Origin of the sequence: Quadrisphaera sp. DSM 44207 (assembly GCF_900101335.1) — a bacterium.
In the GTDB taxonomy this organism is placed as follows: domain Bacteria; phylum Actinomycetota; class Actinomycetes; order Actinomycetales; family Quadrisphaeraceae; genus DSM-44207.
Window position 1 is genome coordinate 176,903 of record NZ_FNKA01000003.1, and the last position, 26,216, is coordinate 203,118.

Annotated in this window: 21 protein-coding genes, 2 tRNA genes and 1 pseudogene; 14 read left to right on the forward strand and 10 right to left on the reverse strand. The window is 75.8% G+C overall.

Annotated features, from left to right (window positions below; genetic code table 11):
- Nucleotides 1–95 precede the first annotated feature (95 nt).
- A complete protein-coding gene (locus BLS82_RS11210) occupies nt 96–623 on the forward strand; it encodes a matrixin family metalloprotease (RefSeq protein WP_092865753.1) in 528 nt (175 codons plus the stop codon).
- Between the two features lie 179 nt (nt 624–802).
- Nucleotides 803–1,342 carry a hypothetical protein gene (locus tag BLS82_RS15370; protein WP_143028824.1) on the forward strand — a complete coding sequence of 180 codons (540 nt, stop codon included), beginning with the start codon at nt 803–805 and terminating at the stop codon, nt 1,340–1,342.
- 175 nt (nt 1,343–1,517) lie between these two features.
- Here BLS82_RS15370 and BLS82_RS11220 read toward each other — a convergent pair whose 3' ends face one another.
- Nucleotides 1,518–2,447: a DMT family transporter gene (locus tag BLS82_RS11220; protein ID WP_092865757.1), complete on the reverse strand. Its 930-nt coding sequence runs from the start codon at nt 2,445–2,447 to the stop codon at nt 1,518–1,520.
- On the opposite strand from BLS82_RS11220, the gene BLS82_RS11225 reads away from it, so the two are divergent.
- On the forward strand, nt 2,446–3,858 hold the full coding sequence (locus BLS82_RS11225) for an aminotransferase-like domain-containing protein (RefSeq protein WP_092865759.1): 1,413 nt from the start codon (nt 2,446–2,448) through the stop codon (nt 3,856–3,858). The genes BLS82_RS11220 and BLS82_RS11225 overlap by 2 nt on opposite strands.
- Nucleotides 3,859–4,813: 955 nt before the next feature.
- On the opposite strand, the gene BLS82_RS11235 is transcribed toward BLS82_RS11225, so the two are convergent.
- From BLS82_RS11235 to BLS82_RS11250, 3 genes are all read right to left on the reverse strand, one after another.
- Nucleotides 4,814–5,800: a helix-turn-helix transcriptional regulator gene (locus BLS82_RS11235; RefSeq protein WP_092865762.1), complete on the reverse strand. Its 987-nt coding sequence runs from the start codon at nt 5,798–5,800 to the stop codon at nt 4,814–4,816.
- 634 nt (nt 5,801–6,434) lie between these two features.
- Complete coding sequence (locus tag BLS82_RS15375; protein ID WP_143028825.1) at nt 6,435–6,833, reverse strand: hypothetical protein; 399 nt, start codon at nt 6,831–6,833, stop codon at nt 6,435–6,437.
- Between the two features lie 1,384 nt (nt 6,834–8,217).
- Nucleotides 8,218–10,134, reverse strand: a complete 1,917-nt coding sequence (locus tag BLS82_RS11250; protein WP_176819059.1) for a SpoIIE family protein phosphatase — start codon at nt 10,132–10,134, stop codon at nt 8,218–8,220.
- 354 nt (nt 10,135–10,488) lie between these two features.
- On the opposite strand from BLS82_RS11250, the gene BLS82_RS11255 reads away from it, so the two are divergent.
- Nucleotides 10,489–11,325: a GAF and ANTAR domain-containing protein gene (locus BLS82_RS11255; RefSeq protein WP_218123847.1), complete on the forward strand. Its 837-nt coding sequence runs from the start codon at nt 10,489–10,491 to the stop codon at nt 11,323–11,325.
- Between the two features lie 866 nt (nt 11,326–12,191).
- Nucleotides 12,192–12,404: pseudogene (locus tag BLS82_RS16810) on the forward strand (tyrosine-type recombinase/integrase); the annotation flags it as partial.
- Nucleotides 12,405–12,486: 82 nt separating this feature from the next.
- On the opposite strand, the gene BLS82_RS11265 reads toward BLS82_RS16810, so the two are convergent.
- Nucleotides 12,487–12,559: transfer RNA gene (locus tag BLS82_RS11265), tRNA-Arg, on the reverse strand.
- 97 nt (nt 12,560–12,656) lie between these two features.
- Here BLS82_RS11265 and BLS82_RS11270 point away from each other — a divergent pair.
- Nucleotides 12,657–16,667 carry a DEAD/DEAH box helicase family protein gene (locus BLS82_RS11270; RefSeq protein WP_092865774.1) on the forward strand — a complete coding sequence of 1,337 codons (4,011 nt, stop codon included), beginning with the start codon at nt 12,657–12,659 and terminating at the stop codon, nt 16,665–16,667.
- A gap of 71 nt (nt 16,668–16,738) precedes the next feature.
- Nucleotides 16,739–16,885, forward strand: a complete 147-nt coding sequence (locus BLS82_RS15755) for a hypothetical protein (protein ID WP_176819060.1) — start codon at nt 16,739–16,741, stop codon at nt 16,883–16,885.
- A 72-nt stretch (nt 16,886–16,957) separates the two neighbouring features.
- On the opposite strand, the gene mscL is transcribed toward BLS82_RS15755, so the two are convergent.
- The 5 genes from mscL to BLS82_RS11295 all read right to left on the reverse strand — a co-directional run bounded on the left by mscL (nt 16,958) and on the right by BLS82_RS11295 (nt 21,053).
- Complete coding sequence (gene mscL, locus BLS82_RS11275) at nt 16,958–17,431, reverse strand: large conductance mechanosensitive channel protein MscL (protein WP_092865777.1); 474 nt, start codon at nt 17,429–17,431, stop codon at nt 16,958–16,960.
- Nucleotide 17,432: 1 nt separating this feature from the next.
- Nucleotides 17,433–18,152, reverse strand: a complete 720-nt coding sequence (locus BLS82_RS11280) for an RcpC/CpaB family pilus assembly protein (protein WP_218123848.1) — start codon at nt 18,150–18,152, stop codon at nt 17,433–17,435.
- Nucleotides 18,153–18,263: 111 nt separating this feature from the next.
- Entirely contained in the window at nt 18,264–18,650 is a 387-nt protein-coding gene (locus tag BLS82_RS11285) for an FmdB family zinc ribbon protein (protein WP_092865780.1), read from the reverse strand.
- A 48-nt stretch (nt 18,651–18,698) separates the two neighbouring features.
- Entirely contained in the window at nt 18,699–20,240 is a 1,542-nt protein-coding gene (locus BLS82_RS11290; RefSeq protein ID WP_092865783.1) for a potassium/proton antiporter, read from the reverse strand.
- Nucleotides 20,241–20,438: 198 nt separating this feature from the next.
- On the reverse strand, nt 20,439–21,053 hold the full coding sequence (locus BLS82_RS11295) for a 5-formyltetrahydrofolate cyclo-ligase (RefSeq protein WP_092865786.1): 615 nt from the start codon (nt 21,051–21,053) through the stop codon (nt 20,439–20,441).
- A 38-nt stretch (nt 21,054–21,091) separates the two neighbouring features.
- Here BLS82_RS11295 and galU point away from each other — a divergent pair, with 38 nt between their 5' ends.
- The 7 genes from galU (at nt 21,092) to BLS82_RS11330 (ending at nt 26,037) form a co-directional block, all read left to right on the forward strand.
- Entirely contained in the window at nt 21,092–22,036 is a 945-nt protein-coding gene (galU, locus tag BLS82_RS11300) for a UTP--glucose-1-phosphate uridylyltransferase GalU (RefSeq protein ID WP_092865788.1), read from the forward strand.
- A gap of 2 nt (nt 22,037–22,038) precedes the next feature.
- Entirely contained in the window at nt 22,039–23,268 is a 1,230-nt protein-coding gene (glp, locus tag BLS82_RS11305; RefSeq protein WP_255378291.1) for a molybdotransferase-like divisome protein Glp, read from the forward strand.
- Nucleotides 23,269–23,315: 47 nt separating this feature from the next.
- Entirely contained in the window at nt 23,316–23,741 is a 426-nt protein-coding gene (gene moaC, locus BLS82_RS11310) for a cyclic pyranopterin monophosphate synthase MoaC (RefSeq protein WP_092866916.1), read from the forward strand.
- A gap of 130 nt (nt 23,742–23,871) precedes the next feature.
- The gene (locus BLS82_RS11315; RefSeq protein WP_218123928.1) at nt 23,872–24,333 is read left to right on the forward strand and encodes a MogA/MoaB family molybdenum cofactor biosynthesis protein; all 462 of its coding nucleotides are present in this window, start codon (nt 23,872–23,874) and stop codon (nt 24,331–24,333) included.
- 26 nt (nt 24,334–24,359) lie between these two features.
- Entirely contained in the window at nt 24,360–24,959 is a 600-nt protein-coding gene (locus BLS82_RS11320; RefSeq protein WP_218123849.1) for a GNAT family N-acetyltransferase, read from the forward strand.
- Between the two features lie 139 nt (nt 24,960–25,098).
- Nucleotides 25,099–25,845, forward strand: a complete 747-nt coding sequence (locus BLS82_RS11325; RefSeq protein WP_092865797.1) for a hypothetical protein — start codon at nt 25,099–25,101, stop codon at nt 25,843–25,845.
- Nucleotides 25,846–25,961: 116 nt separating this feature from the next.
- Nucleotides 25,962–26,037 (forward strand) — tRNA-Ala (locus tag BLS82_RS11330).
- Nucleotides 26,038–26,216: the final 179 nt, after the last annotated feature.

A 26,216-nucleotide genomic window follows, 5' to 3' on the forward strand; every position in this document is an offset into this window, starting at 1 on the left:
CCCTATGGCGCGAGTAGCACGGACAGCGGAGCCGCTCTGGTCAACGATGACCGAGAGCGTTCGTGCGCGTTCGAAACCACCCAGGAGGTAGGCGAATGAATCTTTCGGTCGTGCGAAGAGCATTGGGCGCTGGGGCAGCGGTCGCTGTCACGCTCTCAGCTGCAGCTGTTGTAGCCCCCGCGGCCGAGGCGTACAGCTTCACGGGTTGTCGATGGGCTTCAGCCAACGTCCTGTACAACAACCAAGCTCCGGGTGTGAGTGCCACAGCCTTCGCGAACGGTGTATCACAGTGGTCGTCCCGGACTGATGTGAACCTGAGCTCGAACGTCAGCTCGGCGACCTTCTTCCTGATCCGCAACAACAACGGCGCGAACGGTTACGACGGGTACGCCAACTGGGAGTGCAGCAACGGCACGACCCTCCGCTCGACGGCGTCGATCAACGGTTACTACACCGATGGTTACTCGGCCACTCGCAGGCAAGCGGTGGCTACACATGAGATCGGCCATGGACTCGGGCTCAACCACTCCTCGAGCAACGCGATCATGTACTCGTCACCTGGGTCGCTCAGCTTCTACACCTTGCAGTCCGATGACGTGAACGGAATGAATGCTCGTTACTAGTCCATTCGTCTGCAACACTTGTTCGGGAGTCCATCATGATGAAAATCGGGGCTGGCATGAACAGTCGTTTCACGCGTGTGATCGGAGCGCTGAGCTCTGCTGTACTGGCCAGCACGCTGACTGGATGCTCAGCGAGTTCCGGTACGACGTCAGCTACGCCTGTTCCAGAGGAGCAAGTCTTGCGAGGCATCGACGCTTCGAGGCATACGTACTACTCATCCCTCCCGGCACTGCTCAAGGACACGAGTGTGGTCGTAGTCGGCACCGCGGTCAGCCAGTCCGTCGAGCCAGGTGGATCTGGACCGGCCGCTGCCGTTCCCCCCTACACGATCACGAGCTTGAAAGTTGATAGTGTGATCGAGCAGTCTCGGACCGGTCTTCCGCGGTTGCCTGAGTCTGCTGTTGAGGCGGGTACCACGGTAGATGTGAAGCAGCTCGGAGATCCCGGCATGGTCGAGGTTCCCGCTCCACTGCTCCGAACCGGAAGCACCTACCTGCTCTTCTTGCACCCCACTGAGGACGGAAGGGCGTACAACGTTCCGACCTTCTACGTGACAGGCGCTTCGGCAGGCATCTACAGCGCGGCAGACGCCCTGAACAGTGCTGAACCAGCCGTTGGGGGCAAGAAGGACGGCACCTTCACTCGCGTCGGCAAGGATGCCGATAAGATCCCCGGTCGCCTCATGACCTCCGGCACCGAGCTCACGGCGACCGGGTAGCCCTTGGCCACCCTCAGCGCAGACAAGCCGAGGGTGGAGGTTCCGCACCCGATCACCTCGCACGACGTACGTGGCAGGAGCCGTTCACGGTCGCCGAAGCAGACGTGCGCGGTTGCGTCGGCATCCGAGTCGGATGCCGACGCAACCGCGCTGTTCAAGCACATCATCCCTGGAGCTATCGGTGTGGTGCGTCCAGCCGCACGCGCACCGCGGCGCCGGCGCACAGGACGACGACCAGGCCGCCGACGACGGTCGCCCGCGTCAGCTGCTCACCCAGCAGCAGGCCGGCCCAGACCAGGGACAGCACGGGCTGGACGAGCTGGACCTGGCTCACCTGCGCCATGGGCCCGAGGGCGAGGCCGCGGTACCAGGCGAAGAAGCCCAGGAACATGCTGACGACCCCCAGGTAGGCGAACGCCGCCCACTGCACGGGCGTGCCCGACGGCGGCCGCTGCGCTCCGGCTCCGAGCGCCAGGAGGAGCATCAGGGGCGCGCACAGCACCAGGGCCCAGGAGATCGTCTGCCAGGCGCCCAGCTCGCGCGCCAGCAGGCCGCCCTCGGCGTAGCCGACCGCCGCGGCCACGACGGCGCCGAACAGCAGCAGGTCGCCCGCCCGCAGGGATCCCGGGCCGCCGTCCTGGACCGAGGCGAACCCCACGGCCGCGACCGCGCCCGCGCCGGCCGCGATCCAGAACGCGCGCGGCGGGTGCTCGGAACCGCGCAGGACCGCCGTCGTCGCCGTCGCCGCGGGCAGCAGGGCGATGACGACGGCGCCGTGGCTGGCGGGGACGGTCGTGAGCGCGAACGAGGTCAGCAGCGGAAAGCCGACGACGACCCCGCCGCCCACCACGGCCAGGCGCGCCCACTGCCGGCCGCGGGGCAGCCGCTGGCGCGTCAGGGCCAGGGCGGCCGCGGCCAGGCCGGCCGCGACCACCGCCCGGCCGGCCCCGATGAACAGCGGCGACAGGCCCGCGACGGCCACCCGGGTGAACGGCACGGTGAAGGAGAACGCCGCTACTCCGAGCAGGCCCCACCGCAGCCCCGAGGCCCGGGTTCGCGGTACCGCTCGGGCCAGCCGGGGAGTAGCGCTACTGTGTTCCGTCATGTCCGACGGTAGCAGCGCCCGGCTCGCCGGCGTGCTGCGGACGTGGATCGCCACCGCCCCGCCCGGAGCGCGCCTGCCCTCCACCCGGGCCCTGGTCGCCCAGCACCGCGCCAGCCCGGGAACGGTGCAGCAGGCCCTGCGCGCCCTGAGCACCCAGGGCCTGGTCGAGAGCCGTCCGGGCGTCGGGACCTTCGTGCGCGCCGTCCGCACCGCGCGGCCCCCGGACTACGGGTGGCAGACCGCGGCCCTCGGCTCTCCCCGTGCGCGCGTCCGGACGGTCCCTCCCGCCCTGCGCAGCGCCGCGAACGACGTCGTCGCGCTGCACGCCGGCTACCCCGACCGGGAGCTGCTGCCCGAGCGCCTGGTGCGCTCGGCCCTCGCGCGGGCGGCCCGCGGGGAGCCCGCCCTCTCGCGCGCTCCTGCCGCGGGGCTGCCCGAGCTGCAGTCCTGGTTCGCGCACGAGCTCGGCGCCTCGGCCCCCGTCGGCACCACCCCGCCGGCGCCCGGCGACACCGTCGTGCTGCCGGGCAGCCAGAGCGGGCTGAGCTCCGTCTTCCGCGCCCTCGTGCCCGGCGGTGGGCCCCTGCTCCTGGAGTCCCCGACGTACTGGGGCGCCATCTCGGCCGCGGCCCAGGCCGGCGTCCGCGTGGTGCCCGTGCCCACCGGCCCCGACGGCCCGGACCCGGAGGAGCTGGCGCGGGCCTTCGAGGAGACCGGCGCCCGCGTCCTCTACGCGCAGCCGAACTACGCGAACCCCACCGGGGCGCAGTGGTCGTCCCGGGTCGCGCAGCAGGTGCTGGACGTCGTCCGCTCCCGCGGCGCGTTCCTCGTCGAGGACGACTGGGCGCACGACTTCGGCATCACCACCACGGCCGCGCCCCTGGCCGCCCGGGACGACGGCGGGCACGTGGTCTACCTGCGCTCCCTCACCAAGAGCGTCTCCCCGGCCCTGCGCGTCGCCGCCGTCATCGCCCGCGGACCGGCGCGCGAGCGCGTCCTGGCCGACCGCGGGGCGGAGTCGATGTACGTCAGCGGCCTGCTCCAGGCCGCGGCGCTCGACGTCGTCACCCAGCCCGCCTGGCGCACGCACCTGCGCGGCGTGCGCGAGCAGCTGCGCGCGCGCCGCGACCTGCTCCTCGCCAGCCTGCGCGAGCACGCCCCCGACGCGCACGTCGAGCACGTGCCGGCGGGCGGGCTGAACCTGTGGGCGCGCCTGCCCGACGGCACCGACGTCGAGCAGCTGGTCCACGAGTGCGAGCGCTCCGGGGTGCTCCTCGCGCCCGGGACCGAGTGGTTCCCCGCCGAGCCCGCGGCGCCCTTCGTGCGGCTCAACTACGCCGGGCCGGACCCGGGGGCCTTCCCGGCGGGCGCGCGCGTGCTGGGAGAGGCGCTCGAGCGCGTCCGCCGCTAGCGACGGCTCCGAGCAGCGCGGCTGCGGCGCACGAGGACCGCCACCTGCGGCACTGCGCTGATCGGCGGAGATGGGCATCTAGGGAGCTCGCCGCTCACGAGCTGGAGGCGAAGGCGTGATGCAGCAGCCCGCGGGCCGTGACCGCGCTGCACACCGCGTCATGAGGCACGAGACGCCCTGGGGGACCAGCGGTGCCACTAGAGGCCGGGTGCCAGGAGGGCGAGGACCAGTGCCTCCACCGGATCGGGCGAGACTCGGTGCTCGGCGATGATGGCATCGATCACCACTCCGGGGGACCGGGGATGCGTCAGGATCGGCGATGGCGGCGTGGTCGGCCGCTTGGTCCCATCGGGCCAGCGCCGTGCCCGCCGGGCTGACCCGCGCGGTCTCGTGCAGGTCCGGGCGGTCGGCGACCCGGTGGCGAGGCTCCCGTCACCGCAGTGGACGACGTCTCGCTCACCGTCGCGCGCGGCGAGGTGCTCGCCGTCATCGGCTGCTCGGGGGCCGGGAGTCCGCGCTCGTGCGGCTCGTCAACGCCCTCGAGGCTCCGACGTCCGGCAGCATGCGGGTGGCGGGGGAGGACCTGACGCGCCTCGACGAGAAGGGGCTGCGGCGGGCCCGCGCCGGGATCGGGATGTCGGCGTCGTCGTCGGTGAGGGTCTGGAACCGCTGGTGCTGGGCTGCACCTCATCGTCGTCGGGATCATCGACATGTCGGCGCAGGCGGGCCTGGTCGGCGGCGGCGGCCTGGCCGACCAGCCATCCAGTACGGCTCGCAGCGCTACGTCGGGGGCGTGGTCCACGCCAGCCTCGCGGCGATCGTCGTCGTGGGGCAGCTCGTGGGCAACCGCCTGGCACGCGCTGCTGACCCGACCTCATCGGCCGCTCCCGTGTGCCCGCCCGGCCCTAGGAGCTGCGGGGTCGCCGGGTACCGCGCTCGGTGTCGACGCTCGGTGTCAACCCCGCAGCGTCTGGCCCGGGAGCACGCCGTAGGCGGCGCGGTAGGCGGTGGCGAAGCGGCCGGGGTTGGCGAAGCCCCACCGCGCGGCGATCGCGGCGACGGTGTCCCCGCGGGTCGGGTCCGCGCGCTGCAGGTCTTCTCGCGCGAGCTCGAGCCGTACGCGACGCAGGTACCCCAGGGGTGTCGTGCCGAGGTGCTGGCGGAAGCCGTACTGCAGGGCGCGGACGCTGGTGCCCGCAGCCGCCGCGATCTCGCTCAGCTGCAGCGGCAGGTGGGCGTGGGCGTCGATGTGCGCGACCGCGCGGCGCAGCGTCGCCGGCGCGGTGGTGCCCGGGCCCGGCAGGTGCTGGCGCGTCATCGTCGAGTTGGGGAAGGTGTGCAGTGCAGCGGTGGCGACGGTGCGGGCCATCTCCTCGGCGAGCAGGGGCGAGTTCAGCGGTGACTGAGCGTCCATCAGGGCGCCGCTGACGAGACCGACCAGGGAGCGCCAGTAGCGGTGCATCGACGCCGAGACCGGCGTGGTGCCGTGGAAGCGCACCGCGGCGGCGGGCACCCCCGCCGCCTCCTCGGCGACCCGGGCGATCCGCTCGGCCGGGACCCGCAGGGTGGTCACGTCGAAGTGCTGCGTGGCGTACTCGACCGGCGTGTGCAGGGGGTAGAACGCGACGTCACCGCGGGACGCGAGCGTGTCGCCGGTCCGGCTGCCGACCTGGATGCTGCCGGCGTGGACGAGGAAGAACACGTAGTCGTCGAACCCGTCGGGGACGGTGCCGTCGAAGTCGATGGAGGTGCGCACCCGGTCCGCAGCGATGACCGGGGTGTCGTTCGTCAGCGCCGAGAACCGCGCGCCGTTCCTGATCGGCGCGAACCGTGCCCTGCCGTCGACGTACATCTGCCGGATGAAGTCGGTGATCTCGACGTCGTCGGCGGAGGAGAACGACGACCGCTGAACCAGGGCGGGCTGTGTCTGCGGTGTGGGCACTTCGCCTCCTGAGATGCGGACGAGCGGGGGGGCCTGCCCACGCGGAAGACTATTCGCGCAGCCGGAGGCCGCCAGACGAAGCCTCGTGCGGCGACGGGTGTCCATCGGGACGTCGGTGCGGGAGGGTCGGGCCACGTCCAGGTCGAGCCCGGACTCCACCGAGGACGAGAGCCCGGGCGGGTTGAGCAGCCAGCCCTCCCGGGCACCCAGCCCCCCGGGCGCCCGGGCCCCGGAGGTCGACGCGGTGGCGGTGCCCCCGGCCAGGTTCGAACTGGCGACACACGGTTCAGGAAGGCGGTACGGGCTAGCGGCGCTAGGCGGCGAACCGCCTCTGACCTGCGACGATGCCTGCATCGAGGATCTTCTTGTGACCCCTGGCGACTACAGCGCTGCGGACTGATTGCGGACAACAGCAGGAAGGTTCTCGCCGCTGCAGGGTGCGATGCCCAGGGCAGGGCTTGTGGTCGGTATCTGGCTGCTTGGGAGCGTCTACCGGGACTGCTGCAGTTGGGTTGACGGGCAGCCCCGCCGGCGCAGGTCGGGATCCTCTTCGCTGGCCAGCGGGCCGTCGCAGCGGTTGTTGGCCGTCGGCCTGTCGAAGACTGTGGGGCGCGGGTGTCGGCGCGTCGTTGCGTCAGTGGTGGAGGGTGCGGCGTTGCTCGTACAGCAAGCGGGCCTCGTCGATCAGGACCAGGACGGTGGCGGCGATCAGGGCGAGCTGGTCGGCGGAGGCGGTGATCTTGAGTTGGCGGCCGTCGCCGTTGCCGGCGGTGACGTCCTGGGGGTCGAGCAGCGTGACGGTGGCCCATTTGACCGCTTCGGTGCCAGTCGAGCCGAGCGAAGGCGACGTGGTGGCGGCATTCGAGGGATGTGTTGACCTTGTGCGTACCACCTGTCGGGCGTTGCACGTGGTCCTCAACACCACTTTGACGCTGCCCAGCCCGGAAGCTGAGCCGTTCGGCACAGCGATGGCCTTGCAGAAGTACGAGCAAGGGCACCTGGTGCCGTCGTGGCCTACGGGGTCGTACTTCACCTCCGGCACTTCATTCGAGTGCGAGTCGCAGCTGAGCCGAGATGACTCATCCCTGCTGGCGCGGGAAGAACTGCCTGCCACGGTCTGGCGAACCGGATGCGGGCCACGGACTCGGGCGGTTGTGGTCTTGGGCCCGGGCCCACGGCGGCGAACTGGGCCGGGCCACCGGCGCGGTCGCCGGCGCTAGGCCGTCGGGCAACGGTCGGCGTTGAGGGTCCGGATCAGGCATGGGGCGACACTTCCTTCCCGGAGGCGACGCTGACCGGGCGGCCTTGCCCAGACCCTTGCCCGACCGTGCGACACCACGGGGCTCGACCCGAGTCCAGCACCCGACAGCGGTGCGAGGCGGTGAGGTGCCGCACAGGAAGACGGGACCAACGCCAGCTGCGGCCCGGTCGAGACCGCGCCGGCCGCGGCACTCCCACGACCGCGCGAGCCGCACGCGACGGGCACACCCACGAGGTCCGCCCGGAAGGGACGCGGCATCGACCCGGCCGTCACAGGCCCGTTGGCCGCTGACGGCCTCACCGGTGGCGCATGGAGCCTCCCGGCTTCACCGCCCTGCCAGGGCGACGGCGCGTGCCGGCGTCCAGACCGTGTGGCGCCCGCGGCGCCGCAGGTCGCCGTCCTGACCGCCCGCCAGCGGCCAGGACGGCGGCGTCTGCGAAGCAGACGCACACCTCGCTCCGCCCTCCTGCCGAGAGCGGGCAAGAGCCACGCCCGGTGCATGCTGCGAGTCCTCCACGCCTTGAGGAGGGTGGCCGGCCTCCGGTCCTCGGCAGTGGCAGTGGCGGTGCGCTCGCGACGCGCTGCCCCGGGAGGGCGCCCGCTGTCGTCACGGGTTCACCGTGTTCGCAGTCGCCGGGCGGGCAGCACCGCGTCAGAGGAGCGGCTGAACCTGTACCGGGTGGTGACGGGCAGAGCCGACTCGAGGATCTTGGCAGCTCAGTGGCGAGGTGCAGTGTCGGCTGGCCCGCCCGGTACAGCGCCATGCCCGGTCCGTCACCACGGCGTTCCCAGTCCTCCCCCGCCCGTCGCACCGGAAGGACGCCCCGTCCCCAGCCTTCGGCACGAGGCGCCATCAACGGGGTCACGTGCTGCGTCACCTGGCCGTGGTGCTGCTGTGGCATTCATGTCCATTCATGGAAGAAGCGGGCGACAGCTGCACGGCTGGTCCCCATGACAGCGGAGGCCATGGCAGGCGTCCATGCGCCATGACCACCCCTACCCGAGCGAGTCAACCGGAGTCTGGGCAGTCCCGAGGCCCGTAGCCATGGCGCAGGGGACGCGGTGATCCGCGCCGCACCAACCGCTGTCGGCAATGGCTCCACAGCGGATCCTCCTCTGCGAAGGGCCTTGGGCGTCGAGTCGGCGGCGTCGGTGTCTACGCCCGCTGGCTGTGGGTGTCGATGCCGACGAGGGCGAAGACCTGCTGGGCCACGGTGCCGGGGCTGCTGGCGAGGTGGGTGTCGACGCCGGCGAGGCGGGCCTGATCGAGCCGGCGGCGGATGGCGTGCAAGGCGGCGCTGGAAAGCACGGTGACCTGCTCGAGGTCCACGGTCAGGGGTGGGGCGCCGGGGGTGACACCGAGGGAGAGTTCGGCGTCGAGCTCGAGGATGTTGGACGCGTCGACCGGTCCGCGGACGGTGAGGATGGAGCGATCGGCGCGGTGTTCGGTGAAGGCGTCGAAGACTTCGCGAGCGGTGCGGGGGGCTTGTGGGCCGGCCCCGTGAGAGATCTTCCACGGCTGGAACCGGACGGTGACGGTGGTGCCCTCGGGGGTGTGGTCGAGCTGCATGCGGTCGGTGAGGTGCTGGACGATGGCGAGCCCGAGCCCGCGGCCGGTGGTGGGCTGCGGCGGGGGGCGCCAGCGTCCCCGGTCAGTGACCGTCAAGGTGACCACCCCGCGCTCGTCGAGGTGGGCGTCGACGGCGACGTGACCGGAGCCATCGCCGGTGTGGGTGCTCGGGCCGGCGTCGGCGTAAGCGTGCTCGACGGCGTTGTCGACCAGCTCGGTGACGATCTCGTCGAGCCGGTCGAGGGCGTGCTCGGCGACCCGCTCGGCGCCCAGCCATCGGCGCACCTCCGCGCGGACCCGGGGGATGTCGGCTCGGGTGGTCTCAGCGGCCAGGTGCAGGTCCGGCAGCGGTGCGGTGGGCTGCAGGGCGAGGAGGGTGATGTCGTCCGTCGACCCGGTGACGCGGGTCAGACGCTCCAGGGTCTGCACCGTCACCCGGTCGACCGCCGCGGGCAGCGTGAACACCGGCATGAGCCGGTCAGCGGCGGCCGCGGCGGCGACCTGGGCGAGCTCGGCCGTGCCGGCCATCGCGCTGGTCCCGGGCCGCTCGATGATCCCGTCGGTGTAGAGCAGCACGAGTTCCCCGGGTGATAGCACGGCGGTGGAGGTGGTGCGCTCGGCGTCCTCCCCGAGCGGCGGGGCGGGGACGGGGTCGAGGTACCGGCTGCCCCTGTCGCCGTCACCGTCGATGACGAGTGGTGGTGAGTGCCCGGCGGTGCAGTACTCGAGGGACCGCTCACCGGGGCGCAAGTGGAGCACGCAGATCGTCGCAGAGCGGGCCTCGGGCACGACCTCGACGAAGCGGTCGAGTGCGCGGACGACGTCGGCCGGGCTCGCCCCTGCGTGCAGGCGCTCCAGGGCCACAGCGCGCAGCTGCGCCATCACCGCCGAGGCGCCCACCCCGTGCCCGACGACGTCACCCACCACCGCGGCCACCACTCCGCTCGGGCGGGGCAGGACGTCGTACCAGTCCCCGCCGGCGGCCTGCTCCTCTCCGCCGACGACATAGCTGGCCGCCACCTCCACGGAGGGCAGCACCGGCAGCCGGGTCGGCAACAGCGCGCGCTGCACCTCCTCGATCACGTCGGTGGCGCGCCGGTACCGCCGGCCCAGCTCGGCCGCCGCCGCGGCGTCGGCCTCCTGCTGGCGGACGGTGGCCGTGACGTCACGGCCGACGCCGACGACGCCGACGATCGCACCGTGCCGGTCCCGGAACGGGCTGACCTCGAAGTCCAGGACGATCTCCTGCTGGTGCCCGTGCGGCGTGGCCACGCCCAGGCGCATCCGGTGGAACAGCGCCTGCTCGCCCACGTAGGCGCGGTCGAAGATGCCGATGATCCCCTGGTCCTCGCTGCCGCCGAGGAAGTCCGCGGCGCGCATGCCGACGGGGTTGAACCCGCCCAAGACTTGGAGGAACTCGGCGTTGAGGGCCGCAGCCCGGTGCTCGGGACCCTCGTAGACGATCACGTACCAGGGCAGCTGGTGCAGAACCGCAGAGCGCACACGGTCACTGCCGACGCCGTCATCGACAGGCAGCTCAGACTCGTCCACTCAGCTCCCCGTCCTGTCCGATGTCGTCACCGCACGCACGCCCGGAGCGCAGGCCTCCGCCGCGTCCGGTCGCTGCCAAGGCTCCCCCGCCGGCGCGCGCGCTTCACGAGGTCGTTCTACCTGGTGATGGCACACCGAGCATCCGCCGGGTCGTCAGCTCCAGTTGCGGGCGCTGACGCGACCACCGCGCTTCCCGTTACCGCGCGGTCGCCGTACTCTCCATCCGAGCACTCACCAGACCTGCTGCCCACGCGCGCCGCCGCCGGCCGTGGTGGTGGCAGGGGTCGACTCCCAGGACGGCGGCGCATGGCCGAAGACGAGCCCACCCCATCGGGACGCAGCACCGCAGGTCCGGAGCCCATGCGGGGGCACCGACTCAGCACGGAGGAGCCCCCCGACGCCACCTCCTCCGGCGACGGGGGCGGTGAGCGATCGCTGACGGAGCCATCCCGAGCCTGGGCGGAACTCGCCCGGATCCCGCTGAGCGACCTGACCCTCACCCAAGTCATGCAGCGCGTCGCGGAGCTGGCCCGGGCCACCATTCCCGGCGCCGATGACGTCTCCGTCACCCTCATCAAGGACGGCAGGCCCGCCAGCGTGGCCTTCACCGGTGACCTCGCCGTGCACCTCGACGAGCGCCAGTACGAGCGCGGCTTCGGCCCGTGCACCGATGCCGCCACCGCCGGCACGCTGATCAGCATCGCCGACGTGGGCGACGACGACCGCTACCCCGACTACAACCGTGCCGCCGCCAGGGCCGGGGTCCGCTCCTCCCTGTCGGTGGGCATGCCCGTGCCCCAGCGCACCGTCGGCGGCATGAACCTCTACAGCCGCACCGCAGGCGTCTTCGACGACGCCGCGGTCGAAGCCGCGCAGGTCTTCGTCGACTACGCCGCCGTCGCCCTGATCAACGCGGACCTGCTCGACTCCTCCACGCGACTGGCCCGCCAGATGGAACAGGCCATGGTCAACCGCGCCACCATCGAGCAGGCCAAAGGCATCCTCATCGCCCACTTCCGCGTCAGCCCGGACGAGGCGTTCACCCATCTCGCACGCCAGTCCCAGCACGCCAACCGAAAGCTCCACGACATCGCCGCCGAGATCGTGCGAAACGCCGGGCGCGGCCAGGCACCGGCCCGCTAGGTCGACCTCGACCCTGTGTGCACGACTGAGCGATGTCGATACTCACGTCGAGCAGCTCGAGCCTCCGCCATCATCGGCGCTGTGGACATGGCTCCTGCGGACGCGCTGCGCGACACGACCACAAGTGGGCGGCGGAGCGGAAGAAGGGACGTCGTCGGTGCCCCCGGCAGGATTCGAACCTGCGACCGTCGGATCGGCGACCCGCCACTCGCCTGCGGTGTCGGTGACGACGTAGACGACGACGGCTGATCAGCCGTCGTCCTGCACATTCACGAGCGTGACGCCTGGACACGAGAGGGCTCCTCGACTGGCCCCTGGACCCAGCAGGTGCGCGGGCCCGTGCCGTAGCCCGGGTGGCGGCCTCTCGCGAGAACGCCGGCAGGGGACCGCCTCGCCGGCTCAGCCCGCCTGCCAGCACCGCACCTTGGTACACGTGTTCGAAACCCGAAGAGGCTGAGGCTTGCCGAGCCTCTTGCCCACGGCGTTGCCCGCCCTGTCCCGAGGTCGCTGACCCCGTCCGTGCCGCCGACAGCGGTTCGGCGCGGCTACTTGCGGGCGGGCGGGGACGCCCAGCTGGTCACCGCAGATGCCGGCCGCTGCCGCGACGAGGCCCTCGGCAGGACCAGGCCGGCTCACTGGCTCGGGACAGCCGCAGGCGGCGGCAGAGTCATCAGACAGGGGTGATCGACATGACGGCACCCGCCGGCCCCGTCCAGCGCTGGACCTCCGGGCGGTCGCTCGGCTGCGCGCTCACCGGGGGAACGTCGTGAAAGGGCTCGTCTCGGCCGCCGTCATGCTGCCTGCCGCGGTGGTGCTGTTGACGGGTGGCGCCATCGGCAGCGTCCCGGCGTCCTCGGCGCCGGCGGGCGGGCCTGGCTGGGCTGACCCCTCACGAGCTGCGGCACACCGCCGCGAGCCTCGCAGTCTCCGCCGGCGCCAACGTCAGAGCCGTGCAGCGGATGCTCGGGCACGCCTCCGCCGCCATGACCCTCGACGTCCACGCGGACCTCTTCGACGCCGACCACGGCGACGTCGCCGAGCGCCTCGACGAGGCCATCCGCGCACAGGTGCTGCGGACCGGTGCGGACCAGATGCGGACCTGGAGCGGTCCCGCGCCCCGTCGGGGCGCCTGCTGGGCGCCGTCGCTGCAGGTCAGAGAGGTGCCCCCGGCCAGATTCGAACTGGCGACACACGGTTTAGGAAACCGATGCTCTATCCCCTGAGCTACGGGGGCGGGGACGGCGCGGACACGCTACCGCCCCGGGGGGCCGTCCCGGCGCGCCGACCCCGGGGGCGAGACGAGCGTGCGCGCTGACGACTAGCGTGGGGCGGTGCGCGGTGAGCCGGTGGACGACGGGGCCCGGGGCGGTCCCGTCGGCGCCGACAGCCCTGCAGCGGGCGAGGAGCGGGCGCGCGCCATCGCGCCGCCGGTGCTGACCGACGCGCTCGCCGTGTGGCGCCGCGAGCTGGCCGGCCTCGGGGGCCCGGAGCCGCTGATGAGCTTCCGCGACCTGCACGAGGGCTCGCTCGACCTCTCCACGGCCCACCCATCGGGCATCGCGATGTTCCTCGCCGGGCGCCCGACGCGGCTGTCGCACATGTTCCGCGAGCCGGGCGTGCTGGGCGACACGCGCCGGCGCGCCCGCGCGATCCGGCAGGCCGCCGCGGCCCTGAGCGACGAGCACGGTCTGCGCGCGTGCGTGCTCGCCGTCGGCCTGGCCTCCTGGCGCGACGCCGAGACCGGGGACGTCGTGAGCACCCCGGTGCTGCTGCGGCCCCTGGAGCTGCGCCCGCGCGGCTCCGGGCAGGTCGACTACGAGCTCGACCTCGGCGGCGCCGTGCGCACCAACCCCGCCCTCGTGCGGGAGCTGCAGCGGCGCGGCGTGGCCGTGGACCCGCAGGCCCTCGCCGCCCTCGCCGGCCACCAGCACGGCTTCGACCCCACCCCCACGCTGGAGCGCCTGCGCACCCTCACGCGCCTGCAGGCGCCCGGCGTGGAGATCCGCACCGCCCTGCTCGTGACGGCCCTGGTGGACGTCGCCCCCGCGCTCGTGGCGGAGCTGGACCGCTCGGCCGCCGCGCTGGCCGAGTGCGACGTCGCCCTGGCGCTGGCGGGGGACCCGGCGGCCCGGGTGCGGCTGCAGGAGCAGGACGCCGCGCTGCCACCGGCGGCGCCGGGCGACGGCTCCGCGGCGGCCGACCTGCGGGTCCTCGCCCTCGACCCGCACCAGCGGCGCGTGCTGGACGCCGTCCTGGCCGGGGCGTCGCTGCGCGTGGAGGCCGGCCCCGGCACGGGCGCGACCCAGCTGGTCGCGGCGGCCGTGGCGGCCCTCGCCGGCTCCGGGCGGCGCGTGCTGCTCGTGCCCGGGCAGCAGGTGGAGGCCGAGGACGTCGCGCGCCGCCTCGCCGGCCTGGGCCTGGCCGACCTCGTCGGCGACCCCGCCGGGGCGCTCGACGCCCGCGCCACCGGCCCGCTGGCCCGGGTGCACGCCGAGCCGGAGCGCCTCGCGCGCCCCGACCGCGACCCCGCCGCGGAGCTGCGCGCCCACCACCGGGCCCTGCACGCCGTGCGCGAGCCGTGGGGGGTCAGCGCGCTCGACGCGCTGCACGCCCTGACCGCCCTGGAGGGCCCGCCCACCGGCGTGCGCCTGTCCGCGCTGGCGCTGCGCCAGCTGGACGCGCAGGCGTGCGACCAGGCCGCCGAGCAGCTGGCCGAGGCCATCGAGCTCGGCGCGCTGACCGTGCACACCGGCGACAGCCCGTGGGCCGGCGCGTCCCTGACCCGCAGCGAGGACGCCGCCGCGGCGCTGTCGACCGTGCGCGCCCTCCACGACCACCTCGTGCCCTCGCTGCGCGCCCAGGCCGCCGCGCTGGCCGCAGCCAGCGGCCTGCGCGCGCCGCAGTCCGTCGTCGAGTGCGCCGACCAGCTGCAGCTGCTCACCGCCGTGCGCGAGGACCTCGACCTGTTCACCCCGGCGGTCTTCGAGCGGCCCCTGGACGACCTGCTCGACGCCACCGCCTCCAGCTCCGACCGCGGCGAGCGGGGCGTGCGCATGGGCATCCTCGAGCGGCGCCGCCTGGAGCGGGCCGCGCGCGAGCTGCTGCGCCCCGGCGTCCTGCCGCAGGACCTGCACGCGGCGCTCGCGGCGGCCGAGGCCAGCCGCCGGGCGTGGACGGCCTGGCAGGACCCGGAGGCCGCCGGCCTGCTGCCCGCGGTGCCGCAGGGCGTGCCCGCCGCGGAGGTCGCCTGCACCGAGGTCGTCGACCACCTGGCGTGGCTGCAGCAGGTGCTCGCGCCCACGGCCGGCGGCGGGGACCTGCTCGCCACCCCCTGGGAGGCGCTGCTGCAGCGGCTGGAGACCCTCGCCGGGGACGACAGCGCCCTGGTGGACCTGCCGCGCCGCACCTCCCTGGTGCGCCAGCTGCGCGCCCGCGGGCTGGGCCCGCTGCTGGAGGACCTGCGCGAGCGCCAGGTGCCGGCGCAGGACGCCCCCCGCGAGCTGCTGCGCGTGTGGTGGCGCTCGGTGCTCGACGCCGTCCTGGCCGAGGAGCCCGTGCTGGCGGGCCTGGACCCGGGCCGGCGCGCCGAGGTCGTCGCGGCGCTCGCCGCCGACGAGCGCCGCCGCGTCGCGGCCGCCGTGCGCCGGGTGCGCGACGCCACGGCGCTCGCGGGCGCGCCGCCGTGCCGCGTCTGCAGCCCCCTCGCGCTGCCGCACGACGTCCCGCCGTCCGAGCGCCAGGACGTCGTGGTGCTGGTCGCCGCCCACCGCACCGGCGTGCCCGAGGCGGTGCTGGCGGTGGCCTCCGCGCGCCAGGTGGTCGTCGTCGGCGACCCGGGGGGCCTGCCGCCCGCGCCCGTCGCCCCGCGCCCGGGCACCACCGCCGTCAGCAGCCGCGACAGCGTCTTCTCGGCCCTGGCCGGCGTCCTGCCCACCCTCGAGCTGGACCACCAGCACCGCATGCCCGCGCAGCTGGCCGAGCTCGCGCGCCTGGTGCCGGGGGCCCGCACCGGCTCCAGCGCCGTGCCCGCCGCCCCCGGGTCGGCCGCCGCGCGCCTGGACCTCGTCGCCGAGCCGACCGGGCGGCCCGACGAGGAGGGCGTCGTCGAGAGCCCCGAGGGGGAGGTGGCGCGCGTCGTCGAGCTCGTCACCGAGCACGCGCGCACCCGCCCGTCGGAGTCCCTCGCCGTGATCGCGCTCACCCGCCCGCACGCGCGGCGGATCGCCGACGCCCTGCGGGCCGTGCTGCCCGAGCGGCCCGACCTGGCCCGCTACCTCAGTGGCGCCGACGCCGGCCAGCGCGGCCTGCGGCCCCCGGAGCCCTTCGTCGTCACCGACGTCGAGCGCTGCGCGGACACCGTGCGCGACGCCGTCGTCGTCAGCGTCGGCTTCGGCATCACCCCCCTCGGGCGGTTCGTGCACCGCCTCGGCCCCCTCGACGAGCCCGAGGGGCACCGGCGGCTGGCGGTCGCGCTGACCCGCGCGCGCCTGCGCCTGACCGTGGTCAGCTGCGTGGCGGGCTCGGCCCTGGACGAGGGGCGGCTGCGCTCGGACGGCGGCCTGGCGCTGCGCCGGGTGCTGCTCGCCCTGGAGGCCGCCGACGCCGCGGCGCGCGCCGGCGCCGAGCGCGCGCGGGCCGGCGGCTCCGACGTCCACCCCCTCGCGGCGGAGGCCGCCGACCCGCTGCTGGCGCGGCTCGCGCAGCGCCTGTCGGCGCGGGGCCTGCGCGCGCGCCCCGGCGCGTCGGTGCCCGACCTCGTCGTCCAGCCCGGCCGCGGCGAGTCGCCCGCGGTCGCGGTGATCACCGACCTGCCGGACGCGCCCGACGACGCCGACCCCGGCGCGGGCGGCGACCTGCTGCACCGCGAGCTGCTGCTGCCCGAGGAGCTGGCCCGCTTCGGCTGGCGCACCGTGCGGCTGGGGGCCGTGGACCTGTTCGCCGATCCGGACGCCGCGGCCCGGCGCGTGCAGCGCGAGCTCGAGGCGGTGCGTCCGTCCTCGCCCGCCTCCGGGCCCGTCGTCCCCGACGAGGCGCTGCTCGCGCCGCCGGGCGACGGCGCCGCGGCTGCCGAGCAGGAGCCCGGCGCGCCGGTGCCCGCAGGCGCGGAGGAGCCGGACGACGCGGGCGGGGGTCCGCTCGAGCCGGGCCCGGACGGTGCGGATCCCGGTGACGCGGGCCCGGACCGGCTGGGCTCGACCGGGCACGGCCAGGACGCCCACGGCCAGGACGGGCACGGCCAGGACGGGCACGGCCAGGACGGCGGGGGAGCGGCCGCCTCGGGGCAGGTCGACCTCACGGTGGGCTCGGCCGACGCGCGCCCCTCGCGGGAGTCCGTGCGGTGACCGCCGCGGCGGGTGGGCCGCCGGAGACCGGAGCGGGTGGTGCGGCTCGCCGGCGCGGGCCGCGCCGCGCGGTGCGGGCTGCCACCGGCGGCAGCGCCGATCCGGACGCCGGGGCGAGCGGCGCCGGCGCCGACGACGCGGACGCCGGCTGGGAGCGGCCCGGGGCCGCTGGGGACGACGAGCGCTGGCTGCGCGAGCGTCCTCCGCACTGGGGCTGAGCCGCTCCCGGCCTGCGCTCGCGCGGGCTGAGCTCAGCGCGGGCTCGGGCTCGGGCTCGGACCGGGCTCGGGTCAGGCCGGCGGGCGCGGGGCGGCTGAGCTGGCACCCGAGCCGGCGCCGTCGGCCTGCTGGGCGCGCAGCAGGTCGCGGATCTCGCGCAGCAGCGCGACGTCCTCCGGGGTCGCCACCGGTTCCGGCTCCTCCCCGCGGGCGCGGCGCTGCAGGAGCCGGTTCGTCGGTCGCAGGACGAGGAAGTAGAGCACCGCGGAGACGATGAGGAACTGCAGGAGGGCTGCGAGGAACGGCCCGACGGACAGCACCGTCGGCCGCCCGTCGGAGCCGACCACCCCGGTCGGGATGCCGACGCGCTGCAGCTCGCCGTCCTGGACCCCGCTGACGGCCGCCAGCAGGCTGCCGAAGAAGTCGACGGCGATCGCGTCGACCACGGCGGTGAAGGCGGCGCCGACGACCACGGCGACGGCCAGGTCGACGACGTTGCCGCGCAGGATGAAGTCCTTGAAGCCGCTCAGGGCGTTCCTGGCCACCTCAGGAGGCTAGGGCAGGCGGGGGCGGCAGGAGGGCGAGCTGCAGGGGCCGTGCACCGGCCGCACCGGCCACGCGGGCGGCCTGGGCGGGGTCGAGCGCGAGGACGGCGACGGCGCCGCCCGCACCGGCCGCCGGAGCCAGCAGCGAGCCGCTGCCCTCGCCGCCCTCCACGAGCAGCACGCGGGCGCTGCGCACCAGCACCTCGCCGCCCTCGGGTGAGGCGCCGGCGAGCGCGTCCGCGCCCGGGCCGGCCAGCACGGCCACGCGGTCGCCGAGGCGCACGAGGCCGGCGGGCAGGGGGCCGTCCACGGCCACGGGCACGGCCAGCTCGCCGTCCGCCGCGCCGCGCAGCAGGCTCGGGCCGGCCAGGCGGGCGTCGGTGACGGGCTCCCCGCGGCGCACCGGCGAGGCGAGCAGGCCGCCGGTGGCCGCAGCGGGCGACAGCGCGCCGTCCGGCACCGCCTCCGGCGGCAGGGCCACGGGCCGCAGGTCGCCCTCGGCCAGGCGGTGCCCGGCCGGCAGGTCGCGCGCCGCGGTGAGCACCTGCGCCGACGGCGGCGGTGCGGGCTGCAGCGCGGCGACCCCCGTGCCGGCGGCGGCCGCGAGCAGGACGGCGGCCAGCAGGCGGCGCCGGCGCCGCAGGGCGCGGCGCAGCCGGGACGCCGCACCGGGCCCGGCGCGCACCGGTGCAGCGGGCGGGGCGGCGCCGATGGTCCTCACCGCCGCGACGCTAGGGCGCCGGGCGCTCCGCCCGCTGCGGACGGCCCGCGGCCTGTGGACGGCGGCGCCGGAGGCGGCCTCGACGGTGCGCGGGTGCGGGGCGGGTCAGCTTCACGTCGACGCCGCCGACCCGGTCGACGCGCTGCTGGACGACCCCGAGGACCCCGAGCCGGACGAGCCCGAGGAGCCGGACGAGCCCGAGGAGCCGGTCGAGCCCGTCGAGCTGGACGGGCTCGACGAGCCGTTGCTCGCGGCCGCGCCGCCGTCGGCGCCCTTCGCGCCGTCCCCACCGGAGCCGCCGTCCCCGTCCTTGGCGCCCGCACCGCGCGAGTCGGTGCGGTAGAAGCCGCTGCCCTTGAAGACGACGCCCACGCTGTTGAAGACCTTGCGCAGGCGCCCGGAGCAGGCGGGGCACTCGGTCAGGGCCTCGTCGGTGAAGGACTGCCGCACCTCCAGGCCGTGGCCGCAGTCGGTGCAGGTGTAGGCGTACGTCGGCACGGGGGCTCCCTCGCAGGTGCTGGCACTCGGCGTGCCGGAGTGCCAATCCTACCGCTGCCGCTGCGGCGGCTGCCCCGGCGCCGCACGGCCCGGGGCGCGGTCGCCGGGCGCGGACCACGTCGCCAGCCGCCCGCCGCGGTCCAGGTCGTGCAGGCGCGCCTCCGCGGCGGCGCGCACCTCCTCCACGGCCACGATCAGCAGGTCGTCGCCGTGGCGCAGCACCGTGCGCGGCTCCGGCACGCGCGCCCGCCCGTCGCGCACCACGAGCGCGACGTCCGCGCCCTGCGGCAGCCGCAGCTCGAAGACCTCCAGGCCGTGCAGGCGCGATCCCGGCCCGATCCGCACCTGCAGCACGTCGGCGCCGATGGCGCCCAGCGGGGAGGCCTCCACGGCCAGCTCGCGGCTCTCGGTGCCCGCCAGCCCCAGCCGGCGCGCCACCCACGGCAGCGTCGGCGCCTGCACGAGCGTGAAGACGACGACGAGGACGAAGACGAGCTCGACGAGGTTCCCGCTGCCCGGCACGCCGACCGCCGCGGGCACGGTGGCCAGCACGATCGGCACCGCCCCGCGCAGCCCGCCCCACGACAGCAGCGCCTGCTCGCGCAGCGGGATCCGGAACCACGACACCGAGACCAGCACCGACAGCGGCCGGGCGACCAGCAGCAGCACGCCGCCGACCAGGAGCGCCGGGACCAGCACCTCCGGCAGCTGCGACGGCGCCAGCAGCAGCCCCAGCAGCACGAACAGCCCGATCTGCGCCAGCCACCCGACCCCCTCGGCGAACCCGCGCACGGCCTGGCGGTGCGGCAGGTCGGCGTTGCCGAGCACGAGGGCCGCCAGGTAGACGGCGATGAACCCCGACAGGTGCAGCTGCGTGCCCGCGCCGTACGCGAGGGCGCACAGCGCGAGCACCGCGACGGGGTACAGGCCGGACGACGGCAGCGCCATCCAGCGCACCAGCCGCACCCCGAGCCAGCCCACGAGGCCGCCGAGCGCCGCGCCGCCGGCGAGCTCGACGAGCGCGAGCAGGCCGAGCGCCCACCACGGGTGCTGCGGCTCGCCCGCCAGGGCCTCGCTGAGGGCGACGACGGCGATGACGACGGGCGCGTCGTTGACGCCGGACTCCGCCTCGAGCAGTCCCGTCAGGCGCGGCGGCAGGGGCAGGCGGCGCAGCACCGAGAAGACGGCGGCGGCGTCGGTGGAGGCGACTACGGCGCCCAGGAGCAGCGCGAGGGTCCACGGCGTCCCCAGCAGCCAGTGCGTCGCGGCGGCGACGACGAGCACGGAGACCGCCGAGCCGGCGGTGGCGAGCACGGCGGCCGGGGCCATGGCCCCGCGCACGGTCGACCAGCGGGTGGTCAGGCCGCCCTCGGCGAGGATGAGCACCAGCGCGCAGTAGCCGAGCACCACCGTCAGCTCGTAGTCGCGGAACTCGATGCCGAGGCCGTCCTCGCCGAGCGCGACGCCCAGGGCCAGGTAGAGCAGCAGGGACGGGGTCCCGGTGCCGACGGAGACCCGCACCGCCACCACGGCCGCGAGCAGCACCGCCGCGCCGATGAGGATGCCGGCGTCCAGCGCGTCGACACCCATCCCGAGCCCCCTCCCGTCCGGCCCGGCGGTGGCCCCGTGGGGCCTGATCCTACGGTGACCCGACCCCCTCCTCCCGTCGTGATCTTGCAGTTCCGGGTCGCTCCCGCGCGATCGCGCCCACCCCCCGCGCGTGATCTTGCACGTCCGGACCGGTGGCGGACCGGACGTGCAAGATCACGACGGGGAGCGGGGAAGCGGTCACGGGGTGGGGGGCAGCCGGTGCCACCGCAGCGGCGTGAGCACCGCGTCGACGAGGACGTCGTGGGCCTCGCGCGGCACCGCGCCGCGGGCCAGCAGCTCCTCGTCGTGGACGACGGCGACCAGCAGCGGGCGCGCCGGGGCACCGGCGAGGGCGGCCAGCGCGCGGTCGTAGTGGCCGCCGCCCTGGCCCAGCCGCGCGCCGGCGGCGTCCACGGCGAGCGCGGGCAGCAGCACCAGCGCCGCCGCGGCGAGGCCCGCCGGCACACCGAGCGGGCCGTCGGGCGGGCCGTCGGGCCCGGTGTCCTCGACCCAGGCCAGCGGCCCGGGCGCGGCGGGCACCACCGGCAGCAGCACCCGCAGCCCGCGCGCCCGCAGCGCCGCCCGCAGCGGGCGCGTGCCCGGCTCGGTCGGGCGGGAGTCGTAGGCGGCCACCACGGCGCCCGCGGGCAGGGCGGCGACCTGCGGCGCCGCGGCGGCCGTGCGGGCCAGCGCCCGCGCGTCCCGCTCGCGCTGCTGCGGGGTGCGCCGGCGCCGCGCCGCGCGCACGCTCGCGCGCAGGCGCGCCTTCTCGGCGGAGGCACCCGGCTGCCCGGGGGACGGCGCGGCTCCCACGAAGCAGATCGTCGCCCATCGCCGTTAGCCTGCCCGGCATGACCGAGGCGATCCGCAAGGCCGTCATCCCCGTCGCCGGGATGGGCACCCGCTTCCTGCCGGCGACCAAGACCACGCCCAAGGAGATGCTGCCGGTCGTCGACCGCCCGGCCATCGAGTACGTGGTCGAGGAGGCCGTCTCGGCGGGCCTGACCGACGTCCTGATGGTCACGGGCCGCACGAAGCGGACGCTGGAGGACCACTTCGACCGCGTCCCCGAGCTCGAGGCGGCGCTGGAGGCCAAGGGCGACGACGCCAGGCTCGCGCTCGTGCGCCGCGCCACCGAGCTCGCGCAGGTGCACTTCGTGCGCCAGGGCGAGGCCCGCGGCCTCGGCCACGCGGTGCTGTGCGCCAAGGGGCACGTGGGCGACGAGCCGTTCGCCGTCCTGCTCGGCGACGACCTCATCGACGAGCGCGATCCGCTGCTGCAGCGCATGGTCGCCGTGCAGGCCCAGCACGGCGGCAGCGTCGTGGCGCTGCTGGAGGTCCCGCGCGACCAGGTGGGCCTGTACGGCTGCGCCGAGCTGGCGCAGGACGACGCCACCGCCGGCCAGGAGGACGTCGTGCGCCTGGCGGGCATGGTGGAGAAGCCGGACCCGGCCGACGCCCCCAGCAACCTGGCGATCATCGGCCGCTACGTGCTGTCCCCGGCGGTGTTCGAGGTGCTCGAGCGCACCCCGCCCGGCCGCGGCGGGGAGATCCAGCTGACCGACGCCCTGCAGACCCTCGCCGGCACGAGCCCCGAGCAGGGCGGCGGGGTGCGCGGGGTGGTCTTCCGCGGCCGCCGCTACGACACCGGCGACAAGCTCGACTACCTCAAGGCCGTCGTCCGCCTGGCCAGCGGCCGCGAGGACCTCGGCCCGGGCCTGCGCGAGTGGCTGGCCGAGTGGGTCGCCTCCGGCTTCGACACCGAGGCGCCCACGCACGCCCCGGTGCGCCGCTGACCGTGCCGCTGAAGCCCGTCGAGCAGCACCTGGCCGACGCCCTGGGGCTCGTGGCGCCCCTGGCGCCCCTCGACGTCCCGCTGCTGGAGGCCCTGGACTGCGTGCTCGCCGAGGACGTCGTGGCCCCCGGCGCCCTGCCCGCCTTCGACGGCTCGGCCATGGACGGGTACGCCGTGCGCGTCGAGGACGTCGCCGGTGCCAGCGGGTCGGGGCCCGTGGTGCTGCCCGTGGTCGCCGACCTGCCCGCCGGCGCCGGCGAGCCGCTCGTGCTCGTGCCGGGCACCGCCGCGCGGATCATGACGGGCGCGCCCGTGCCGCGCGGCACCGGCGCCGTCGTGCCCGTCGAGTGGACCGACGCCGGCGTGGCGTCCGTGACGATCACCCGCGCGCCCCGCCCGGGCCAGCACGTGCGGCGGGCGGGGGAGGACGTCCAGCCCGGCGAGGCGCTGCTGGACGCCGGCGCGCGGCTGACTCCGCGCTCGCTGGCGCTGCTGGCGGCCACCGGGCGCGGGCGTGTGCGCGTGCACCCGCGCCCGCGCGTCGTCGTCCTCTCCACGGGCAGCGAGCTCGTCGAGCCCGGCCGTCCCGTGGCGCACGGGCAGGTCACCGACTCCAACAGCACCGCCCTGACGGCGGCGGTGCAGGAGACCGGCGCGGTCGCCTACCGCGTGGGCATCGTCGACGACGACCCGCAGCGGCTGCTGCAGGTCCTGGAGGACCAGCTCGTGCGCGCCGACGTCGTCGTCACCTCCGGCGGCGTCAGCGCCGGCGCCTACGACGTCGTCAAGGAGGTGCTCTCGCGCCTCGGCACGGTCACCTTCGAGAAGGTCGCCATGCAGCCCGGCATGCCGCAGGGGCTGGGCACCATCGGCGACGGCACGCCGATCTTCACCCTGCCCGGCAACCCCGTCAGCGCCTACGTCTCCTTCGAGGTCTTCGTGCGCCCGGCGCTGCGCCGCGTGCTCGGCGAGCCGGAGCTGCACCGGCCCTCGGTGACGGCGGAGGTCACCGAGGGCTGGACCTCCCCGGCGGGCAAGCGGCAGTTCGTGCGCGCCGTCCTGACCTCCGACGCCGCCGGGCGCCCGAGGGTGCGCCCCGCCGGCGGGCACGGCTCGCACCTGGTGGCCGACCTCGCGGTCGCCAACGCGCTGGCGGTCGTCGCCGAGGACGTCGCGCAGGTCGAGCCCGGTGACCTCGTGCGCTGCATGGTGCTCGAGCGGGGGCGGCGGTGAGCTCCGACGCCGGCTTCCCGCACCTGGACGAGGCGGGGCGTGCCCGCATGGTCGACGTGTCGGCCAAGGCGGTCACCGTGCGCGAGGCGCGGGCGGAGGGGTTCGTGCGCTGCTCGGAGCAGGTGGTGGCGGCGCTGCGCGGCGGCGGGGTGCCCAAGGGCGACGCGCTCGCGGTGGCGCGCATCGCCGGCATCCAGGCCGCCAAGCGCACGCCCGAGCTCGTGCCGCTGGCGCACCCGGTGGCGGTGCACGCCGTCGACGTGGCCGCCGAGGTCGAGGACGGCGGCGTGAGGCTGACCGCCGTGGTGCGCACCGCCGACCGCACGGGCGTGGAGATGGAGGCCCTGACCGCGGTGGCGGTGGCGGGCCTGGCCCTGGTGGACATGGTCAAGGGGCTCGACCGGCTCTCGGAGATCACCGGGGTGCGGGTCGTGGCCAAGAGCGGAGGGCGGTCCGGTGACTGGCAGCGGTGAGGCGTCTGCGCAGGGGTCCGCAGGGGGGTCCGCAGGGGCGTCCGCAGGGACGTCGGCGCCGGGGGGGTCCCCGCACCGGCACGCGCACTCGCACGGGCACGAGCACGAGCGGCGCACCGCCGGGCGGGCGCTGGTCGTCACGGTCTCCAACCGCGCGTCCGCGGGCGTGTACGAGGACACCGGCGGGCCGGTGCTCGCAGCCGGGCTGGTCGACGCCGGCTTCGCGGTGGACGGCCCGCGCGTCGTCCCCGACGGCGACCCGGTGGGGCAGGCGCTGCGCGCGGCGCTCGAGCAGGGCTACGACGTGGTGGTCACCACGGGCGGCACGGGGCTGGCCCCGACCGACGCCACCCCCGAGCAGACGCGCCCGCTGCTCGACCGCGAGGTGCCGGGGCTCGCGGACGCCCTGCGCACGCTGGGGCGCGAGCAGGGGGTGCCCACGGCCGTGCTCTCCCGAGGCCTGGCGGGCGTGGCCGGCCGCACCCTGGTGGTCAACGTGGCCGGCTCGCCCGGCGCCTGCCGCGACGCCGTGACGCTGCTCGGCTCCGTGCTGCCGCACGCGGTCGACCAACTGCGCGGCGGGGACCACTGAGAGCGCGAGCGAGCGGAGGCGGTGCCTTGGCGGGGACGGGCTGGCCCGTGGTCCTGGAGGACGGCGACGTCGTCCTGCGGCCGCTGCGCCTGCGCGACGCGGCGGCGTGGTGGGAGCTGCGCGCCGCCAACGTCTCGTGGCTGGCGCCGTGGGAGGCGACGAGCCCGGACGGCGTCCCGCCGGTGCGCTCCTTCCCCAGCCTCGTGCGCGACCTGAACCGGCAGGGGCGCAGCGGGCAGGCGCTGCCCTTCGCCCTCGAGCACGACGGTCGCCTGGCCGGGCAGGTGACCGTCGGCGGCATCACCTGGGGAGCCATGCGCTCGGCCCACGTCGGCTACTGGCTCGACGGGCGCCTCGCCGGGCGCGGCATCATGCCCCGCGCCGTCGCGATGGCCGTCGACCACTGCTTCTTCGCGGTCGGGCTGCACCGGATCGAGGTCAACATCCGGCCGGAGAACCGCCCGAGCCTGCGGGTGGTCGAGAAGCTCGGGCTGCGCCCCGAGGGCGAGCGGCTGCGCTACCTGCACATCGACGGCGCCTGGCGCGACCACCTGGCCTTCGCGGTGACCTCCGAGGAGGTGCCGCAGGGGCTCGTGGCACGCTGGCGCTCCTCGCGCGGCGCCTGAGCGCGCGGCCGCCGCTCCTGGACGCCGCACCCGCGAACCGGGAGGATCCGGGAGGAACCGGACTCTGGTCACAGCAGTCTCACAAGACACGCCCTCCCCGCCTTCCCCAACCGCCCCGTCGCCCCCTACTGTGCACCCCATGGCCGGCAGCGGGTTCCTCCTCGCAGGGATCGTGCTGCTGTGGTTCTTCGGGGCCGTGCCCTACGCCGTGCAGCGCCGCGAGGAGCTCGCGCTGGCCTGGGCCGCCGACGCGCCGCCCGAGGTCGAGGTCGCCGACCAGCGCGGTGCCGAGCGCGGTGCCGAGCGCGGTGCCGAGCGCGTCGCCCGCGCCGCGGCGCAGGACGCCCCGGGCCGGTCGCGCACCGCGCCGGCCCCCCGCACGACCGCCGCGCCGGCTCCCACGGGGATGGGGAGCCGGCCGGCGGTGCCGCTCGCGGCCGTCGTGCTGCTCGCGGTGACCGCGGTGGTCGCCCTCGCGCCCGCGGTCCTCTCCGTCGCCGGCGTCCTGCCGCTCGTCGCGGCCCCCAGCGGCCTGGCGGCCCTCGCCCTGCTCGTCGTCGTCCTGCGGCTGCGCGCCCGCCGGCGCCAGGTGCTGCGGGCCCGCGCCGTCCGGGCCCAGCGCCAGCAGGCCGCTCGCCGCGCGGCGGGCGCTCCGGCGTCCCGGGCGACCACGACCCGCCCCGCCCCGGTGCGCGCTCCGGCTGGCAGGCCCGGCCGCGCCCCGGCTGCCCCTGCCGCGCGCGCACGGGCCCAGGCGCCCGGCCGCACCGGCACGGAGGGTCCGCACCGAGCGCCCGCGCGCGTCCGGCGCGCGCCGGCCCCAGCAGCAGCGCGCGTCGTCGCCGACGAGCTCGTCGCCCGCTACCGCCCGGCCGTCGGCCAGTAGCCGAGCCCGTCCCCCTTCCCGCACTTCGCGGGCGGAGTGCGCTCGTCGAGGGGGTCGCGCGCCGGGGACGTGCCCGAGCGGTCCGGGGGCCGGTGCTAGTCTTCGGAGCGTCCTACGGGGCTGTGGCGCAATTGGTAGCGCACCTCGGTCGCATCGAGGGGGTTAGGGGTTCGAGTCCCCTCAGCTCCACCAGGCAGACCCACCGACCGGCCTGCCGACAGGCTCTGCCAGCCGGCTCCACTCCGCAGCGGGCGGCGTCCTCCGGGCGCCGCCCGTCGGCGTTCCCGGCGCCCGCACCGCCCCGTCCGGTCGACGGCTCGCACCCACGCGCACACCCCCCGTGAGCGGACCGAGGTGCTCCTGGCCCTCCA

Excerpts from the sequence above, each read along its gene's own strand:
- BLS82_RS11225 (WP_092865759.1), top strand. The coding sequence starts at position 2,446 with ATGTCCGACGGTAGCAGCGCCCGGCTCGCCGGCGTGCTGCGGACGTGG.
- BLS82_RS11325 (WP_092865797.1), top strand. The coding sequence starts at position 25,099 with ATGGCCGGCAGCGGGTTCCTCCTCGCAGGGATCGTGCTGCTGTGGTTC.
- moaC (WP_092866916.1), top strand. The coding sequence starts at position 23,316 with ATGGTCGACGTGTCGGCCAAGGCGGTCACCGTGCGCGAGGCGCGGGCG.
- galU (WP_092865788.1), top strand. The coding sequence starts at position 21,092 with ATGACCGAGGCGATCCGCAAGGCCGTCATCCCCGTCGCCGGGATGGGC.
- BLS82_RS11210 (WP_092865753.1), top strand. The coding sequence starts at position 96 with ATGAATCTTTCGGTCGTGCGAAGAGCATTGGGCGCTGGGGCAGCGGTC.
- BLS82_RS11255 (WP_218123847.1), top strand. The coding sequence starts at position 10,489 with ATGGCCGAAGACGAGCCCACCCCATCGGGACGCAGCACCGCAGGTCCG.
- BLS82_RS11290 (WP_092865783.1), bottom strand. The coding sequence starts at position 20,240 with ATGGGTGTCGACGCGCTGGACGCCGGCATCCTCATCGGCGCGGCGGTG.
- BLS82_RS11220 (WP_092865757.1), bottom strand. The coding sequence starts at position 2,447 with ATGACGGAACACAGTAGCGCTACTCCCCGGCTGGCCCGAGCGGTACCG.